The sequence below is a fragment of the Aliiglaciecola aliphaticivorans genome (assembly GCF_054782055.1).
Genome location: NZ_BAAGTF010000097.1, coordinates 66,563 through 84,373, shown reverse-complemented (window position 1 = coordinate 84,373; position 17,811 = coordinate 66,563). Strand labels below are relative to the sequence as shown.

The 17,811-nt window shown below is 42.2% G+C and carries 14 protein-coding genes and 3 tRNA genes; 6 read left to right on the top strand and 11 right to left on the bottom strand.

Translation table 11 applies throughout. The features are described 5' to 3' along the window. The first annotated feature begins 2 nt into the window (after positions 1-2). Genes sapA through ACYVIL_RS22115 form a run of 5 tightly spaced genes read left to right on the top strand, consistent with a single transcriptional unit; the run spans position 3 to position 5,325 of the window. Positions 3-1,640: an ABC transporter substrate-binding protein SapA gene (sapA, locus tag ACYVIL_RS22135; RefSeq protein ID WP_303477480.1), complete on the top strand. Its 1,638-nt coding sequence runs from the start codon at positions 3-5 to the stop codon at positions 1,638-1,640. Continuing rightward, on the top strand, positions 1,640-2,671 hold the full coding sequence (locus tag ACYVIL_RS22130; protein ID WP_460315167.1) for an ABC transporter permease: 1,032 nt from the start codon (positions 1,640-1,642) through the stop codon (positions 2,669-2,671). The genes sapA and ACYVIL_RS22130 overlap by 1 nt, the downstream gene beginning before the upstream one ends. Beyond that, positions 2,658-3,551 carry an ABC transporter permease subunit gene (locus ACYVIL_RS22125; RefSeq protein WP_303477484.1) on the top strand — a complete coding sequence of 298 codons (894 nt, stop codon included), beginning with the start codon at positions 2,658-2,660 and terminating at the stop codon, positions 3,549-3,551. The genes ACYVIL_RS22130 and ACYVIL_RS22125 overlap by 14 nt, the downstream gene beginning before the upstream one ends. Then, positions 3,551-4,546 carry a peptide ABC transporter ATP-binding protein gene (locus ACYVIL_RS22120; RefSeq protein WP_303477486.1) on the top strand — a complete coding sequence of 332 codons (996 nt, stop codon included), beginning with the start codon at positions 3,551-3,553 and terminating at the stop codon, positions 4,544-4,546. The genes ACYVIL_RS22125 and ACYVIL_RS22120 overlap by 1 nt, the downstream gene beginning before the upstream one ends. After that, on the top strand, positions 4,543-5,325 hold the full coding sequence (locus tag ACYVIL_RS22115; RefSeq protein ID WP_303477489.1) for an ATP-binding cassette domain-containing protein: 783 nt from the start codon (positions 4,543-4,545) through the stop codon (positions 5,323-5,325). Before ACYVIL_RS22120 ends, ACYVIL_RS22115 begins: the two co-directional genes overlap by 4 nt. 78 nt (positions 5,326-5,403) lie before the next feature. Here the strand turns inward: ACYVIL_RS22115 and ACYVIL_RS22110 are convergent, their stop codons facing one another. From ACYVIL_RS22110 to ACYVIL_RS22070, 9 genes are all read right to left on the bottom strand, one after another. Beyond that, complete coding sequence (locus tag ACYVIL_RS22110) at positions 5,404-6,534, bottom strand: sodium ion-translocating decarboxylase subunit beta (RefSeq protein ID WP_303477492.1); 1,131 nt, start codon at positions 6,532-6,534, stop codon at positions 5,404-5,406. A 4-nt stretch (positions 6,535-6,538) separates the two neighbouring features. Further along, positions 6,539-8,317 carry a sodium-extruding oxaloacetate decarboxylase subunit alpha gene (oadA, locus tag ACYVIL_RS22105; protein ID WP_460315087.1) on the bottom strand — a complete coding sequence of 593 codons (1,779 nt, stop codon included), beginning with the start codon at positions 8,315-8,317 and terminating at the stop codon, positions 6,539-6,541. Positions 8,318-8,347: 30 nt separating this feature from the next. Beyond that, positions 8,348-8,605 carry an OadG family transporter subunit gene (locus ACYVIL_RS22100; RefSeq protein WP_303477497.1) on the bottom strand — a complete coding sequence of 86 codons (258 nt, stop codon included), beginning with the start codon at positions 8,603-8,605 and terminating at the stop codon, positions 8,348-8,350. 490 nt (positions 8,606-9,095) lie between these two features. After that, positions 9,096-9,172, bottom strand: a tRNA-Arg gene (locus ACYVIL_RS22095). 209 nt (positions 9,173-9,381) lie between these two features. Continuing rightward, positions 9,382-9,458 (bottom strand) — tRNA-Arg (locus tag ACYVIL_RS22090). Between the two features lie 33 nt (positions 9,459-9,491). Beyond that, positions 9,492-9,584, bottom strand: a tRNA-Ser gene (locus ACYVIL_RS22085). A gap of 236 nt (positions 9,585-9,820) precedes the next feature. Continuing rightward, complete coding sequence (gene csrA / locus ACYVIL_RS22080; RefSeq protein ID WP_303474265.1) at positions 9,821-10,036, bottom strand: carbon storage regulator CsrA; 216 nt, start codon at positions 10,034-10,036, stop codon at positions 9,821-9,823. A 131-nt stretch (positions 10,037-10,167) separates the two neighbouring features. Then, entirely contained in the window at positions 10,168-12,765 is a 2,598-nt protein-coding gene (gene alaS, locus ACYVIL_RS22075) for an alanine--tRNA ligase (RefSeq protein WP_460315084.1), read from the bottom strand. Positions 12,766-12,897: 132 nt separating this feature from the next. After that, entirely contained in the window at positions 12,898-13,356 is a 459-nt protein-coding gene (locus tag ACYVIL_RS22070; RefSeq protein WP_303474267.1) for a regulatory protein RecX, read from the bottom strand. Between the two features lie 39 nt (positions 13,357-13,395). On the opposite strand from ACYVIL_RS22070, the gene ACYVIL_RS22065 reads away from it, so the two are divergent. Then, positions 13,396-14,538 carry a GNAT family N-acetyltransferase gene (locus tag ACYVIL_RS22065; RefSeq protein WP_460315081.1) on the top strand — a complete coding sequence of 381 codons (1,143 nt, stop codon included), beginning with the start codon at positions 13,396-13,398 and terminating at the stop codon, positions 14,536-14,538. A gap of 20 nt (positions 14,539-14,558) precedes the next feature. Here the strand turns inward: ACYVIL_RS22065 and ACYVIL_RS22060 are convergent, their stop codons facing one another. Together ACYVIL_RS22060 and metH are read right to left on the bottom strand one after the other, a co-directional pair. Continuing rightward, positions 14,559-15,146 (bottom strand): DUF938 domain-containing protein, encoded by a 588-nt coding sequence (locus ACYVIL_RS22060; protein WP_460315079.1) that lies wholly within the window; start codon positions 15,144-15,146, stop codon positions 14,559-14,561. A gap of 22 nt (positions 15,147-15,168) precedes the next feature. Next, complete coding sequence (metH, locus tag ACYVIL_RS22055; protein WP_460315077.1) at positions 15,169-17,805, bottom strand: methionine synthase; 2,637 nt, start codon at positions 17,803-17,805, stop codon at positions 15,169-15,171. Positions 17,806-17,811: the final 6 nt, after the last annotated feature.

Genomic DNA, 17,811 nt, shown 5'->3' with positions numbered 1-17,811 from the left:
TGATGCACTTTAAAAACGCTAATCAATTGGTTCGTACCATTATTGCCGGATGCTCTGCCGTCGCTGCGCTAGCGTTAAGCGGGTGTTTTGACACAACCTTAGAATCATCACCTGTGACGGGAGTCATATATTGCTCTGAAGGCAACCCCACAAGCTTTAATCCACAACTGGATACTTCCAGCACAACCTCTGATGCCTCTTCCCATCAAATATACGATCGATTGCTTAATTTTGATCCCCAATCAGGAAAGATTGTTCCTGCTCTAGCCAGTAGTTGGCTGATTAGTAACGATGGTTTAACCTACACTTTTCAGCTCCGAAGAGGCGTGAAGTTTCACAACACCGAGTATTTTGCGCCTTCAAGAACCTTTAACGCTGATGATGTTATTTTCAGTATCGAACGCTGGCGAGACAAGATCCATCCCTTTCATTATGTATCTGGCGGTAGTTACCCGTTTTTCACAAGTATTGGATTAGATGATTTAATTTCAAAGGTCAACCGCATAAATGGTTACCGAGTAGAAATCACCTTGTCTCGTCCTGATAGTTCTTTTTTAGCCAATCTAGCCACTGATTTTGCGGTAATATTATCGGCAGAGTACGCCCAAAAGCTAACGCAAAGCAAAATGAAAGACCGAATTGATAATTACCCCATTGGTACAGGCCCCTTTAAATTCAAAGAGTATAAAAAAGACCATTATATTCGTTATCAAAAGCACCAAGACTATTGGCTACATGATAAGGCGCCGCAAAAACTCATCTTTGATATAACCACCACCAGCTCTCTCAGACTTGCCAAATTAATGACTGGAGAATGTGATGCCATTGCGTTCCCAGCCCACAGTGAACTCGACACTATTCGTGAAAGAGAAGATCTAACCTTAGACGGTCGACCAGGCCTGAATGTGGGGTTTTGGGCATTTAATACCTCAAAATATCCTTTTGATAACCCTAAAGTAAGGCGTGCATTGGCAATGGCTATCGATAAAAACACCTTACTTGAAGCGGTTTACTATGGCAGTGCGGTAAGTGCAAAAAGTTTGTTACCAGAGTCTTCGTGGGCCTATCAGTCTGATACAACTGAAACCAATTACAATCCGGTGCTTGCACGCAAGCTTTTGAGAGAAAGTGGTATAGACGAGGGCTTTACCATTAATATTTGGGCCATGCCAGTAGAAAGGGCCTATAACCCAAATGCTCGGAAAATGGCTGAATTAATGCAAAACTACCTCATTCAGGTGGGTATTCAGGTTAACATTGTCAGCTATGAGTGGACAACTTTCCGAGAAAAACTCAAAGAAGGTCTGCATGACTCGGTACTCATCGGCTGGTCAGCGGATAACGGCGATCCCGATAATTTTTATCGCCCTTTGCTATCTTGTTCAGCGATAGAATCAGGCACTAACAGAGCCATGTGGTGTTCGCAAGAATATGACTCCCTCATTAATCAAGCGTTGCAATACTCGGAAATAGAGCAAAGAATTGAATATTATAAATTGGCAAATAAATTAATTGCCGAACAAATGCCTTTGGTACCATTGGCTCATGCCTATCGCTATCGAGCCCATCGACGGGATCTAAGTGGCTTAGTTATAAATCCATTCGGTGCGATTCGCTTTGGGGATGTTGAGAAACAATGATGTTGATTCAAATCATTCGAAAATTCAATTTGCTCATACTTACCCTTTTTGTGTTAAGCATATTGTCTTTTTCGTTAGTTTATTTATTTCCTGGCGATCCCTTAGTTAACTTAACGGGTCTAAAAGACGTCTCGCCAGAAACCCGTCAATATCTCATAGAACTCCATGGTTTCGATGGTTCATACATTTATCAATATTGGTTGTATTTAAATAATCTTGTAGAAGGGCAATGGGGACTGAGCTTTAGTTCAGATAAGCCGCTTTGGGAAGAGATCTCGCAAACCTTGCCCGCCAGCATGGAATTGAGCGCCTATGCATTATTGTTGTCACTCATTATTGGTGTGCCTGCAGGCTTCCTAGCCGGATTTCAACATTACAAACAATCCGACTACAGCTTGTTGGCAGCAAGTGTTATTGGCTATTCCATGCCTGTGTTTTGGTTATCACTGATTATGATCTTGGTATTTTCGTTGCAACTTGGCTGGTTTCCATTGTCGGGTAGGATCAGTTTATTGTTTGATATTCCCCACCAAACCGGTTTTACGTTCATCGATATTTTTTTAAGTGACTTCGAGTTTAAAGATGCCGCAGCTATGAGTGCGCTGCAACATTTGATTTTACCAACCTTATCTTTAACTATAGTGACTGCGTCGATTATATTCAGGATCACACGTCGCTCAGTTATTGATGTTATGGCTAGCCAATATATTTTAACGGCTTACACCCGAGGGTTGAGTAGTTTACAAGTGGTTTTTCGACACGGGGTTAGAAATGCACTTATTCCTATAATTCCTATATTCGGGATGCAATTTGCCGTACTGCTTACCAATGCCATGATAGTTGAGGTTATCTTTTCGTGGCCTGGCATCGGAAACTGGTTAATTCAAGCAATTTACCAACGTGATTATCCAGCTATACGCGCAGGAATGCTGGCAGTATCGACAATAGTGATAATTGTCACTGTCTGTACCGACCTGTTTGCAAAACTCCTTAACCCAGCACTGACGGGAGAACGTCGTGCCCAAATTTGATATTTACCAAGAAGAATTCCATCCCTCTCCACTGATACACACTTGGTGGGAGTTTCGTAAGAGCCATGTGGCCGTTCTGGGGCTATGGATTCTGGCATTTTTTGTCTTTCTAGTGGTGTTTGGGCCAATTATTGCGCCTTTTGATCCGGTTTTGCAAAACCCGAATGCATTTTTAGTTAAACCATCTTGGGATGTAAATGGCTCTATTCGCTATCTATTTGGTACCGATAGTTTAGGCAGAGATCTTCTTTCGCGCTTGATTTATGGCTGCAGAATGACCCTTGGAATAAGTTTATTGTTAGTTTTATTAGCCATGTTGGTGGGCGTGGCATTAGGCGCTATGGCCGGATTAACGCGCGGTGTGCGCTCGAGTGTATTGAACCATTTATTAGATTCTATTCTAGCCATACCCACCTTGCTTATCGCCATTGTCATTGTGGGTATTTTAGGCGTAGGCTTAGTCAACAGTATGTGGGCCATCAGTTTAGCGCTTATTCCACAGTTTGTGCATAACACCCGAGAAGTGGTAAGAACCGAAATGGCCAAAGAATATATTTTAGCGTCTAAATTAGACGGCGCGAAGAACACCTACCTTTTCTTCTATTGCATATTGCCAAACATGTACGAAATGTTGGTGGTGCAAGGCACTATGGCTCTGTCGATTGCTATTTTGGATATTAGCGCACTAGGATTTTTAGGGCTCGGTGCTCAAGCCCCAGCGCCTGAATTAGGAACAATGCTATCAGAGGGGTTGCGCGTGGCTTACAAATCACCCTGGAGCATTGCACTGCCGGGATGCGCAATATTTTTGATGGTGCTTTCAGTAAATGTAGTAGGCGATGGACTTCGTTCTGCTCTTCGAAATAGGCTGCAACGTTAATGGCTTTGCTAGACATTAAAAATCTAACTTTGGAGATTAACGGGTCGACTGGTTGGATAAAAGCCCTAGATAAAGTGAACTTACGTATCGAAGAAGGTGAAATTCGTGCCTTGGTTGGCGAATCTGGGTCTGGCAAGAGTTTAATTGTAAGAGCTGTGGTGGGAGCAATTCCTGAAAACTGGCGATTGACTGCTGATAGGTTGACATGGAAAGGGCGAGATTTACTTAAAATTAGTCAATCTGAAAGACGTAAAATCATGCGCAGTGAAATAGCCGTCATTTTTCAAAACCCGGTAGCTTCACTCGATCCCTCATCAACCCTTGGTGAACAGCTGATAGAAAGTATCCCAGGCCACATTTTAAAGGGAAAATGGTTTTGGCAAAGAAGTAAACACAAGCAGCAAATTGCCATTAAACTACTGCATAAAGTTGGTATTAAAGATCATAAAAAGTACTTGAAAGCTTACCCCAACCAAATTGCCGATGATATTGGCCAAAAATTTTTAATCGCCTGCGCTTTAGTCTCTTCCCCTCAGCTTTTAATTGCCGACGATCCAACACGGGGCATGGAAATCACCACCAAAATTCAAATATTAAAATTGCTTTCTCAACTGAATAAAACACGGAATTTAAGTATATTATTTGTCAGTCACGATTTGCTTGCCATTTCCAGCATGGCGAATAAGATGACCGTTTTATATTGTGGTCAAACCGTTGAAGATGGCAAAATGGAACAACTACGTAAGCGCCCCTTGCATCCATACACCAAAGCACTGTTAGACAGCGCGCCTAGTTTCAGGAAAGATTTACCGCCTAAATCCCCCCTTTCGACCCTTGATGGTACTATCCCCACACTACAACACTTACCCATAGGTTGTCGGTTGGGGCCACGTTGCCCTCGAGCACAAAGAGAATGTGTGAAAGTACCCGAACTCAGATACGTACAAGATCATTTTTACAGTTGCCACTTTCCTTTAATACGAGAAAAAGAATGACAGCTTTACTAAAGGTTGAAAACCTCGAGTACTACCAAAAACCGACAATGAGTTTGTTTAAGAAACAATCTGGATTCAAATTGAGTAAAATTAATTTCGAACTGAATACCGGAGAAACCTTAGCCATACTTGGCGAAAATGGTTCGGGCAAATCATTGTTAGGCAAACTTTTAGTCGGAGCAGAAAAGCCTACCGCAGGTCATATATACCTAAATGACCAGAAACTATCGCCGTATAATTTGCGACAACGCTGTCTCAATATTCGAATGATTTTTCAACACAGTAATGAGTCGTTAAACCCAGGCATCAATATCGCTAAAATTTTAGAAGGACCTTTAATTCTTAACACCAAATTAAATGCCTCGGAGCGTTTACAGAAAATAGAAGAAACCTTGAAGCTAGTAGGTTTATTGCCAGACCATATGTTTTTTTACCGACATATGTTATCTGACGGTCAACGACAGCGCCTGGCGTTAGCTAAAGCTTTGATTCTGGATCCACAAGTTATTGTCGCCGATGAACCTTTTGCAGCCTTGGATCCATCGGTTCGTTCGCAAACGATAAATCTCATTATGAAACTACAAAAAGATTTAGGATTAGGGTTTATCTTTATTTCCCACAATTTAGGCATTATCAGGCATATCAGTGACCGTGTTTTAATACTGCAAAACGGCGATCTGGTGGAAGCAGGTAAAACCGATGTAGTTTTTAATTGGCCGAAAAGTAAATACACCGAGAAACTAGTCAAATCCCACCAATCTCTAATTACACCCAATTAATGTTAGGCATTAAAAAACCCGTAGTGATCAACAGCTACGGGTTTAAATTTTTGCTTTAGTTTTTTGTTGGAGTGGCGTTTAACCAACTAAAGCTAGCAATATGCCTGCAGCAACAGCCGATCCTAATACGCCCGCTACGTTGGGCCCCATTGCATGCATCAGCAAAAAGTTATGGGGGTTGGCTTGCAGGCCTACTTTATTCACAACTCGAGCAGCCATAGGGACAGCTGAAACCCCTGCAGCGCCAATTAATGGGTTAATATCAGCCTTACTATACTTGTTCATTAATTTAGCCATTAAGACGCCTGTGGCCGTTCCTATGGCGAATGCTACCGCACCTAAAGCTAGTATTCCCAAGGTTTCTGCTTTCAAAAACTTATCAGCAGACAACTTAGAGCCTACCGCCAAACCTAAAAAGATAGTAACGATATTAATTAATTCGTTTTGCGCAGTATTACTAAGACGGTCAACTACCCCGCACTCTTTCATTAAATTACCTAAACAGAACATACCGACTAAAGGCGTGGCTGTGGGTAAAAATAGGATAGTCATCAGCAGTACAGCCAATGGAAAAACGATTTTTTCTCGTTTTGACACTATACGTAACTGCCCCATCTGAATTTTTCGTTCTTCTGGATTGGTCAACGCTTTCATTATTGGCGGTTGAATAATAGGTACGAGTGCCATGTAAGAATACGCAGCAACCGCTATGGTACCTAATAATTCAGGGGCTAATTTTGAAGCTAAGAAAATAGCAGTTGGGCCGTCAGCGCCGCCAATGATCGCAATGGCAGCGGCATCTTTTAAAGTAAACTCAAGACCAGGTACAAAATTAAGTAGTATTGCTCCTAAAAGAGTCGCAAAAATACCAAACTGTGCCGCAGCTCCTAGTAACAGCATACGGGGATTGGCAATAAGCGCACTAAAGTCGGTCATTGCCCCCACGCCCATGAAAATAAGCAGTGGGAAAACGCCCGTATCGATACCGACAGCATAAATGTAATGGAGTAAACCACCGGCTTCACTGAAACCAGCTAAAGGTATGTTAGTTAGTAATGCACCAAAACCAATTGGTAACAATAGTAAAGGTTCAAATTTCTTAACAATGGCCAGATAAAGCAGTAGTAGGCCAACCACCATCATGATCACCTGCCCTGCTTGGAAATGCGCAAGGGCTGTGCTTTGCCATAGGATTTCTAACTTCTCCATGAAATTATCCTACGCTCAGTAAAGGCTGACCTGATTGAACGGCTTCGCCTTCGGCCACAAACACTTCGGTAATCGTGCCACTATCGGTAGCTCGAATCTCGGTTTCCATTTTCATTGCTTCCATAATGATGACCACATCACCTTCGCTGATATCGTCTCCTTCACGAACTAAAACTTTGAAAATATTACCCGCTAAAGGTGCATTTAACTCAGCCCCTTGGACAGGGTATAAAGTTGGAATAGGAGCTTCAGCACTTGTTACTGAAGAAAGCTGGCCGCTCGGAGCGACTTCAACTTCATAGGACTTACCATCAACCCGAACTGAATAACTTTCGGCTTTTCCTTCAGCTGGTGCAGCTGCAACAGAAGTGGCTTGAGGTTTAGCTTCAGATTCACCTGTAGGAGCAGGCTCAAATGCGTCAGGATTCCCTCTGTTTTGCAAAAACTTAAGCCCAATTTGTGGAAACAATGCATAGGTCAACACATCATCTACTTGTTCATCTGCTAAAGTAATATTTTGCTGTTGTGCAATATCAGTCAATTCTGTAGTCAATGCAGCTAATTCAGGTTCAATCAAATCAGCTGGTCGACAAGTAATGGGCTCTTGCCCATCAAGTACTCGAGCTTGCAGTTCTGCATTCACTGGTGCAGCGGTTGCGCCATACTCACCTTTGAGTACCCCTGCCGTTTCCTTAGTAATACTCTTGTATCGCTCGCCAGTAAGGACATTTAATACTGATTGCGAGCCGACAATTTGCGACGTTGGTGTGACTAATGGAATGAAACCAAGATCTTCTCTCACTTTAGGGATCTCTTTAAGTACCTCATCCATTTTATCTTCTGCGCCTTGCTCACGGAGTTGGTTTTCCATGTTGGTCAACATCCCGCCCGGCACTTGAGCAATGAGGATTCGCGCATCCACCCCTTTCAAGCTACCTTCAAATTTCGCGTACTTTTTACGGACTTCTCTAAAGTAACTCGCGATTTCAGCCATTAAATGTAAATCTAGCCCCGTATCTCTATCGGTACCTTCAACTATCGACATTACGGTTTCCGTGGCACTGTGTCCGTAAGTCATACTCATGGACGATACAGCGCAATCAACCATATCGATGCCAGCATCAATGGCTTTTTGATAAGTGGCCGTACTTAAACCTGTAGTTGCATGACATTGCATAGCAATGGGCACACTGATTATCTCTTTCAAACGAGTGATCAGTTCTTCACATTCATAAGGCTTTAGTAAGCCCGCCATGTCTTTAATACATAGGGAATGAATTCCCATATCTTCCAACGATTTAGCCATATCTAGCCAGCGTTCAAGAGTATGCACTGGGCTCACCGTGTAAGAAATTGTTCCTTGTGCATGAGCCCCTACGGAAACCACAGACTTAATCGCAGTTTGCAAATTTCGCGTGTCATTCATTGCATCGAAAATACGAAAAACATCGACTCCGTTGGTATGAGCACGTTCCACAAACTTCTCGACTACATCATCTGCATAGTGACGATAGCCTAAAAGGTTTTGACCTCGTAAGAGCATTTGCTGAGGTGTATTGGGCATTGCTTTTTTTAATTGACGGATACGGTCCCAAGGATCTTCGCCAAGATATCGAATACAAGAGTCGAAAGTAGCGCCTCCCCATGATTCCATAGACCAAAAGCCAACTTTATCTAATTTCTCAGCGATGGGTAACATATCGTCCAAACGCATTCTCGTGGCTAATAAAGATTGATGTGCATCACGCAGTACCAATTCAGTTATTTTAAGGGGGTTACTCATGGAGGCTCCTAAAAGATCGATTTATTTCGATTATCTATTCTTTCGATATTGATGAACTGCCGCAGCTATGGCTGCCACTGGCACAGAAGAACTTGATTTATCAGTAGTGACTTTCCTTTGGGTCCTTACGGTGGTCGCAGGGACGACTTCTTCAGGAAGTCTACGGTTAATCGCAGCGATTAAATTTACTGCACCGATAAGTAGCGTTAGAAAGACAAACACCACAACCATGCCCACCACCATCAAATTGGCAGCTTCAATCAGTAATTCAGAAATGGACGTTTGCATATAATTCACACTTTAGTTATTTAGGTAAGGATAAGTATCACCTAAGCATTGAAAACTCAACCAAAATCCACAAAGGGAACGTCAATTTAACGGTAATTATTCATTTATTTTGAATTTTTACCCAAACCACTCCAAGTTGTTAATGTGGGTTTAAGCAATGACTAATTACTGTTATAGCTAAGTTAATTTTAATGCAAAGGCAGGCTATCATATCAATCGTATGGTTTAGATTAATATTATTTATTGGTAATTACTTATAAATTTTTAATTTAGTTTAATCTTCAGGCATAAAAAAACCGCTTTAGAAAAGCGGTTTTTTCTAATCGTTCTAGACGATTTTTGCGAACCCCCTTCGGAGATTCTCATAATATGGCGCGTGTGGAAGGATGATTTCAGGCATCCTGCCTTACACCCCTCCGGGGCCATGCTGCGCATGTTCAAAATCGTTCCCGACGATTTTGTCGAACCTCCTTCGGAGATTCTTATAATATGGCGCGTGTGGAAGGATTCGAACCTCCGACCGCCTGGTTCGTAGCCAGGTACTCTATCCAGCTGAGCTACACACGCGTGGTTTCTAACTTAAACTTTACTAACTAGTTGTCAGAAGGTAAAGCATCCTTCTAACAATTTCGAAACTCCTTCGGAGATTCTCATAATATGGCGCGTGTGGAAGGATGATTTCAGGCATCCTGCCTTACACCCTTTGGGCCATGCTGCGCATGTTCAAAATCGTTCCCGACGATTTTGTCGAACCTCCTCCGGAGATTCTCATAATATGGCGCGTGTGGAAGGATTCGAACCTCCGACCGCCTGGTTCGTAGCCAGGTACTCTATCCAGCTGAGCTACACACGCGTAAAACATTTAGTAACCATTCCTCAAAAGAAATGGCGGAGAGAGAGGGATTCGAACCCTCGATAGGGCTATAAACCCTATACTCCCTTAGCAGGGGAGCGCCTTCAGCCACTCGGCCACCTCTCCAAATGTGGGAGCGAAGTTTACTGAATCAGCAAAGGAAGTCAAACCTTTTTTTACACTTTACTACCCGTATGCTGGGATTTTAAACGATCGGCCTAAAACTACAATGTTATGCTGACTTTTTAAGCGATTTTTTGGGTTTACACTTACCTTTACTACTATTCAAATAATAAAAATAATTAAAAAAAATGCAAAAAAAAAGCTGGTGAACCAGCCTTTTTTAAACTTTTTGCTTAGCTTTACTCAACATCTTCACTCGAATTGCCAGAACGCTCTGTTGCCGTTCCATTTTTTTCTGCTTGAATACGCATGTAAATTTCTTCTCGATGCACAGATACTTCTTTAGGAGCATTGACCCCTATTCTTACCTGATTCCCTTTAACACCCAATACGGTTACGGTGACTTCATCACCTACCATCAAGGTCTCACCTACACGACGGGTTAAAATTAGCATTCTATTGCTCCTTTTGCGTTATACCACAATGTTCCCTAGTTAAAATTAGCGTATTTACCAGCTCTTTCCAGAAAATACACAATTAGCACTCCTTGTTTTTGTCGTCACTTACAAAAACTGTCTAATAATACTTATAAGCGTTCTTCTAACCAACTATGTACAGAGTTGATAGCTGTATCCAGGTTTTCAGGCTGACTTCCTCCGGCTTGCGCCATATCGGGTCTACCCCCACCTTTTCCGCCTACTTGACTGGCAACATAATTAACTAATTCGCCAGCTTTAACTTTACCAACCAGATCTTTAGTTACGCCGACAATAACACTCACTTTGTTGTCTGCCGGCAATCCTAGAACTATGACTCCACTACCGATTTGATTCTTCAAATCATCGACCATTGTACGCAAAGTTTTAGATTCTACCCCTTCAACTTTAGTAGAAAGGACTTTTACCCCTTTCACATCAGTGGTCTGAGATGCTAAATCACTTCCAGCTTGAGCAGCCATCTTCTGCTTAAGCTTAGACAATTCCTTTTCTAACTCTTTGGCATGTTCAACAACAGTGGTAAGTCTACCTTCCAGATTTACAGCATCTGTCTTTAATAGACCCGAGACCTTACTAATTAATTTCCCTTGATCTTGTACATATTTTAATGCCGCTTGACCGGTAATGGCTTCAATTCTTCGCACACCTGAGGCAATGCCACTTTCGCTGACGATTTTAAATAAGCCGATGTCGCCGGTTTGATTGACATGAGTACCACCACAAAGTTCCATAGAGAATGGCCCCATACTGACAACACGCACATCATCGTCGTATTTTTCACCAAATAACGCCATTGCTCCGGCGTTTTTAGCTTCCTCTAATCCCATCAGTTTAGTATTTAAACGGTGGTTAAGGCGAATTTGATCATTTACTAGGGTTTCAATATCCTCAAGTTGCTGCGCGGTCACCCCCTCAATATGGGAAAAATCGAAACGTAAGCGTTCAGCATCCACTAATGAACCTTTTTGGTTAACATGCTCACCTAGAATAGTTTTTAAGGCTGCATGCATTAAGTGGGTTGCGCTGTGATTAAGTTTGATAGCAGTTCGACGTTGCCCGTCTACTTGTGCTTCAACCATATCACCCAAGCTAATATCACTTTGAGCAATCCCCTTGTGAGCAACGGCATCATTGAGTTTCACTGTGTCTGTAACTTTAAATTCAGTGGACACACCTTTGAGTATCCCTGTGTCGCCAACTTGACCGCCTGATTCCGCATAAAATGGGGTTTTGCTCAACACGACAATGCCAGACTCCCCTGCTTTGAGTTGCTCAACAGCGCCTTTTTCACCGAACAGTTCCGTCACTTCTGCCTTGTCCGTTTCTAACTCGTAGCCACTGAATTCACTGACTGTTTTAGCATGCAAGGTGTCATTGTAGTCTTTACCAAAATTACTCGCTTGTTGAGCCCGTTCACGTTGTTGAGCCATTGCACGATCAAAGCCCTCTTGATCGATGGTAAAGCCTTTTTCGCGGGCCACATCATTGGTTAAATCCGCAGGGAAACCATAAGTATCATATAGTTTGAATGCTAACTCCCCGGGTACCACTTCGCCTTGCAGCTCAGACAGCGCCTCATTAAGTATGGTCATACCTCGTTCTAGAGTGCGTGAAAACTGTTCTTCTTCAACCCGCAACACTTTTTCAAGAACCGGCTTTTGAGCGATAAGTTCTGGGTAGGCTTCGCCCATTTGTACACCCAACTCATCAATCAATTTATAAAAGAACACGTCTTTTGCGCCTAGCTGATATCCGTGTCTCACCGCCCGACGAATGATTCTGCGAAGTACATAACCCCGGCCTTCATTGGATGGCATTACACCATCACAAACTAAAAATGCACAAGAACGTATGTGATCTGCGATCACCCGTAAGGACTTATCTTCTAAATCCTTTGTCCCTACAATTTTAGCAGCCGCTGCAATAAGCTCCTGAAAAATATCAATTTCGTAATTACTATGCACGTTTTGCATGATCGCTGAGATGCGTTCTAGCCCCATCCCAGTATCAATTGATGGCTTAGGTAATGGATGCATCACGCCGTCGGCAGTGCGATTAAACTGCATGAAAACGAGGTTCCAAATTTCGATGAAACGGTCACCATCTTCTTCAGGTGAACCAGGAGGCCCCCCCCAAATATGTTCACCATGATCGTAAAATATTTCTGAACAAGGTCCACAAGGGCCTGTATCCCCCATTGACCAAAAATTATCTGAGGTAGCGATACGAATAATCTTTTCTGCAGGAATACCAATTTCTTTATTCCAAATATCAAACGCTTCATCATCTTCGTGATAAATAGTAACCAGTAACTTTTCTTTGGGCAGCCCCAAAACATCGGTAAGAAAGTTCCATGCATAATGAATGGCTTTTTGCTTAAAATAATCGCCAAAACTAAAGTTGCCCATCATTTCAAAAAATGTGTGGTGACGAGCCGTATAACCTACATTTTCGAGATCATTGTGCTTTCCTCCAGCACGAACACAGCGCTGTGAAGAAACCGCTTTGTTGTATTTGCGGGTTTCAGTGCCAAGGAACACGTCTTTGAATTGATTCATTCCGGCATTGGTAAACAAAAGCGTAGGGTCATCCGCCGGGACCAATGAAGAACTGGGTACAATTTGATGACCTAAATTGGCATAATAATCCAAAAAGGCACTTCTAATTTCAGCGGTAGTTTTACTCATTCATTTTCCTGATTTTAAAGTTAGTTCCGACAAGTACTAAGACTTGCTAGTAAAGGGCTATAGGCGGCGAACGATAGCATAGATTAGGGAAGCTTGTTAAGCCGTGAATTCGTTACGCCCCGTAGTTATTTCTTATTCATCTAATTCGCTGTTTAATGCAACTCGAATTTGTTCATGGTTAAACCCTCGATATTGCAGAAATCGCATACGTTTTTGTTTATCCTGCCAATCCTGTATTGGTTTATTAGCGTATTTTTTACGATATGCTTGAATGGCTGTCTCAGCAAAGTCTGTTTCACAGTCTGCCAAAGCTGTTGACAGGGCACTATCATCAATATTATGTTGTTGTAGCTCGACTTGGATACGCTGTAAGCCCTGCCCTTTAAGCACGCGATTGCGTATAAAGGCCTCGACAAAACGTTTATCACTTTGAATATCTTTTTCAGCAAACAAATCGATTTGCTGTTTTACTAAATTTCTATCAAGCCCTTTTAACGTTAGCTTGGTAACTAATTCATGTCGGCTATGTTCTCGACGAGCTAACAGACGAGTAATAGAATGATTGATGATCTTCACATCATTGTCTGACATATTAATAGCCTATCAACTTGATTCATTGGAACCTTTGCTTTGTTTTTTCAATTTATCCATTCAACCCACGCTATACCTAAACAGATCTGGGATGATTTAAATCAAAATCAAGCGCTGTTTTGTAATTATGCATTTTTAACCGCTTTAGAAGAGTCTGGTTCTGTAGGCGGTGATACAGGTTGGTTACCCCATCATTTGGTAGCTTATCAGGACGACAAGGTTATCGGTATCCTACCAATGTACGAAAAAAGCCATAGTTATGGTGAATATGTATTCGATTTTGCATGGGCAGAAGCTTATCAGCGATATAATAAACAATATTACCCCAAATTAATTTGTGCAATTCCTTTTACCCCGGTTACCGGTATACGTTTGTTATCAGATAATACAATAGACGCCAGGGCTTTATTGAGCCAAATGTATGAGTTTATCAAACAGCAATTGCCAGCCCTCAATTTGTCTTCAATCCATTTTCTTTTTCCAGCCCAAGACGTGAGTCAACAATTACAAGGATTAGGTGCTGTACAAAGAAAAAGTGTCCAATTCCAGTGGTTTAACCGAGACTACCAAAATTTCCATGAGTTTTTGGCCACTTTCACAGCTAGACGTCGAAAAAGTGTGCGTAAAGAAAGACAAAAAATCGCACAACAAGGGTTAACCATTAAACGTTTTCACGGTGACGTGCTAACCTCAGTCGAGATGGATTTCTTTTACCATTGCTACTGCCAAACCTATTTGAAACGCAGCGGTCATAGTGGTTATTTAAGCAAATCATTCTTTTCAAAAATTCTCGCCACTATGGCAGATAAAATCTTATTAGTTATCGCTTCGCAACAAGATACACCGGTGGCTGGAGCACTCTATTTATACGATCAACAACAGCTTTGTGGACGCTATTGGGGTGCCATGGAAGAATTTGATGGTTTGCACTTTGAGTGTTGTTATTACCAAGGCATTGAATTTTGTATTGAGAAAAAAATCACCAGCTTTAATCCTGGAACTCAAGGTGAGCATAAAATTTTAAGAGGTTTCGAACCCATATTTTGTTACTCGAACCACTGGTTGCACGATCCTTCTTTCCAAGATGCGGTATCACGCTTTGTGGAGCAAGAAAGTCCAGGGATAGAAGCCTATAAAAATAGCGCTGCTGAAGTCTTACCGTTTAAAAAAGCACAAGATTAAGCTGACAGTTGAAACTCATGTTATTTACGCCACACTAATAAATGGTTGTTAGCGGGCAATTGAATTGTTTCAACCAAGCTTAGTGGTTTAGCCCAGGTCTGTAATTCAACGATCTCTCTGATACCACCGTACCCTCTTTCCCGCAAGCTTTGATCAAATTGGTCATTGCTTGCGCTGGTAAACTTGCCGTCAAATTTAAATGGGCCATATTGGCAAAACACGCCATTATCAGGCAAATTATGTGCGATGGTTTCCATCATCATTTGTGCTTCGTGGGGCTGCATAATATGAGTAGTGTTGGCACTAAACACACCATCAATATCACTAAACGACCAACTATCTCTGCCAATAAAAAACTCAACTGGAGGCAATACATTGGAGCATTCCGATTCTTCTAACCAAGCATTAATGTTGTCATGATTGCCTGGAATATCGGTGGGCTGCCAAGTTAAATGTGGCAATGCGGGAGCAAAATAGGCTGCATGTTGCCCCGTACCCGAACCGATTTCCACTATCTTATTTTGATCAGCAAAATGCGTTCGTAACTGCGCCAGGATAGGTGTTTTATTATTCTCACAAGCTTGGGAAAAATCTTTGTTATTGACCATCGGGCACCTGTAAATTGTCAGATTAACCGTTTAAATTCGGCGCAAGCCACTTCTGAGCATATTCCAATGTCCAGCCTTTACGTTGAGCATAATCCTCAAGCTGATCTTGTTGAATTTGTGCCACAGCAAAATAGCGCGCATCAGGGTGAGAGAAATACCATCCAGATACAGCAGCTCCTGGCCACATTGCGTATGATTCAGTCAATTTCATACCGGTTGCATTTTCAGCGTCTAATAAATCCCAAATAACCTGCTTTTCAGTATGCTCAGGGCATGCAGCATAACCAGGCGCAGGGCGAATCCCCTGATACTTTTCGCGGATTAAATCGTCATTAGTTAGTTGTTCATCTGCGGCGTAACCCCAGATTTCTTTTCTGACTTTTGCATGCAAATACTCAGCAAAGGCTTCCGCCAAACGATCGGCAATAGCTTTTACCATAATACCGTTATAGTCATCACCATCATCAATATAGGCTTGAGCGAGCTCATCTTCCCCTATACCGGCTGTGACAGCAAAAGCGCCAATATAATCGGCTTTTTTACTGGCTTTGGGTGCAATATAATCACTTAAACAGTAATTAAAGCCTTTTGGTTTTTCGGTTTGTTGGCGCAAATGATGGGCTACCTGAATCGTGCTCTGGCGGCTATCATCGGCATAAATTTCCACGTCATCACCTACGCGGTTCGCGGCGAAAATACCGACGACCCCTTTCGCTGATAAACGCCCTGAATCACAAAGTTTCTGCAGCATTGTGGTTGCATCATGAAACAACTTTTTGGCTTCTTCACCCACCACTTCATCATCTAAAATCCGTGGATATTTACCCGCTAATGACCATGTTAGGAAAAATGGAGTCCAATCGATGTAATCAACCAATTCCGATAACTCAACACTTACCGTTTGCACCCCTAGTGATTTAGGTACTGGTGGATGATATACCTGCCAATCACAATCAAAACGATTCTCGCGCGCGGCGTCTAAACTGATTGGTTTCGAACGCGGCTTTTTACGAGCGTGCTGTTCTCGGACTACATCATATTCTTTTTGCAGTTGTGCGACGTATTCAGGCCTAAATTCATCAGAAATCAGTTTTTGACAAACCCCAACCGCTCGGCTGGCATTAGGAACATATACCACGGGTCCATGATAGTTTTGTTCAATTTTTACTGCAGTATGGGCTTTTGAAGTGGTAGCGCCGCCAATGAGTAAAGGCAAGTTCAACTCTAAACGCTGCATTTCTTTAGCAACGTGCACCATTTCATCTAAAGAAGGCGTAATTAAACCTGACAGGCCAATCATGTCGACTTTTTCATCTTTGGCCACCTGCATAATTTTAGCCGCGGGCACCATGACGCCTAAATCGATAATTTCATAGTTATTACATTGCAGAACGACACCCACAATATTTTTACCAATATCGTGCACATCACCTTTTACCGTAGCTAATAATATTTTACCGTTGCTACTGCTTTGGTCTTTTTCCAACTCGATATAAGGTTCAAGGTAGGCCACGGCTTTTTTCATGACCCGAGCAGATTTTACCACTTGGGGTAAGAACATCTTACCTTCGCCAAATAAATCCCCCACTACGTTCATGCCATCCATCAATGGACCTTCAATCACGTGCAAGGGTTTTTCAGCTTCTAAGCGCGCAGCTTCAGTATCTTCGACAATGAAGTCTGTAATACCTTTAACTAAAGCGTGCTCTAAACGTTTATTAACAGGATAGTCTCGCCATTCAAGGTTTTCTTTAACAACGGCTTTGCCGTCACCTTGATATTTTGGTGCCAGTGCCAATAGATTATCAGTGGCATCTGGATGACGGTTTAGAATCACGTCTTCAACCGCGTCTTTTAATTCCTTGGGAATATTGTCGTAAACTTCTAGCTGACCAGCGTTAACAATGGCCATATCCATACCGGCCTTAATGGCATAGTACAAAAATACCGAGTGCATGGCCTCACGGACCGGATTATTTCCCCGAAATGAAAAGGATATATTCGATAAACCACCGGATACATGACAATGAGGTAAATTTTGTTTTATTTGACGAGTCGCTTCGATGAAATCAACCGCATAGTTGTTGTGCTCTTCAATTCCTGTTGCAACGGCAAAAATATTCGGGTCAAAAATAATATCTTCAGGTGGAAAGCCTATTTTTTCGGTGAGTAGTTTGTAACTGCGCTCACATATCTCGTATTTTCGTGCTTGTGTATCGGCTTGTCCTTGCTCATCAAACGCCATGACCACAGTTGCAGCACCATATCGTTTCAGCAATTTAGCTTGCTTTAAGAAGGGCTCTTCGCCTTCTTTTAAACTGATTGAGTTAACAATGGCTTTACCCTGAACGCACTTTAACCCAGCTTCGATGACCGTCCATTTAGAGGAGTCAATCATAATGGGCACACGAGAAATATCGGGTTCAGAGGCAATTAGACTTAAAAAGCGCACCATGGCAGCTTCTGAATCTAACATGGCTTCATCCATGTTGATATCGATGACTTGGGCACCGTTTTCGACCTGCTGACGAGCCACATCTAATGCTGCTTCATAGTTATCTTCGAGGATCAGACGTTTAAACATTGCTGAACCTGTTACGTTGGTGCGTTCACCTACGTTAACAAAGGTCGCGCTAGAATTTTGTTGTTCTTGAGACACGAAAAG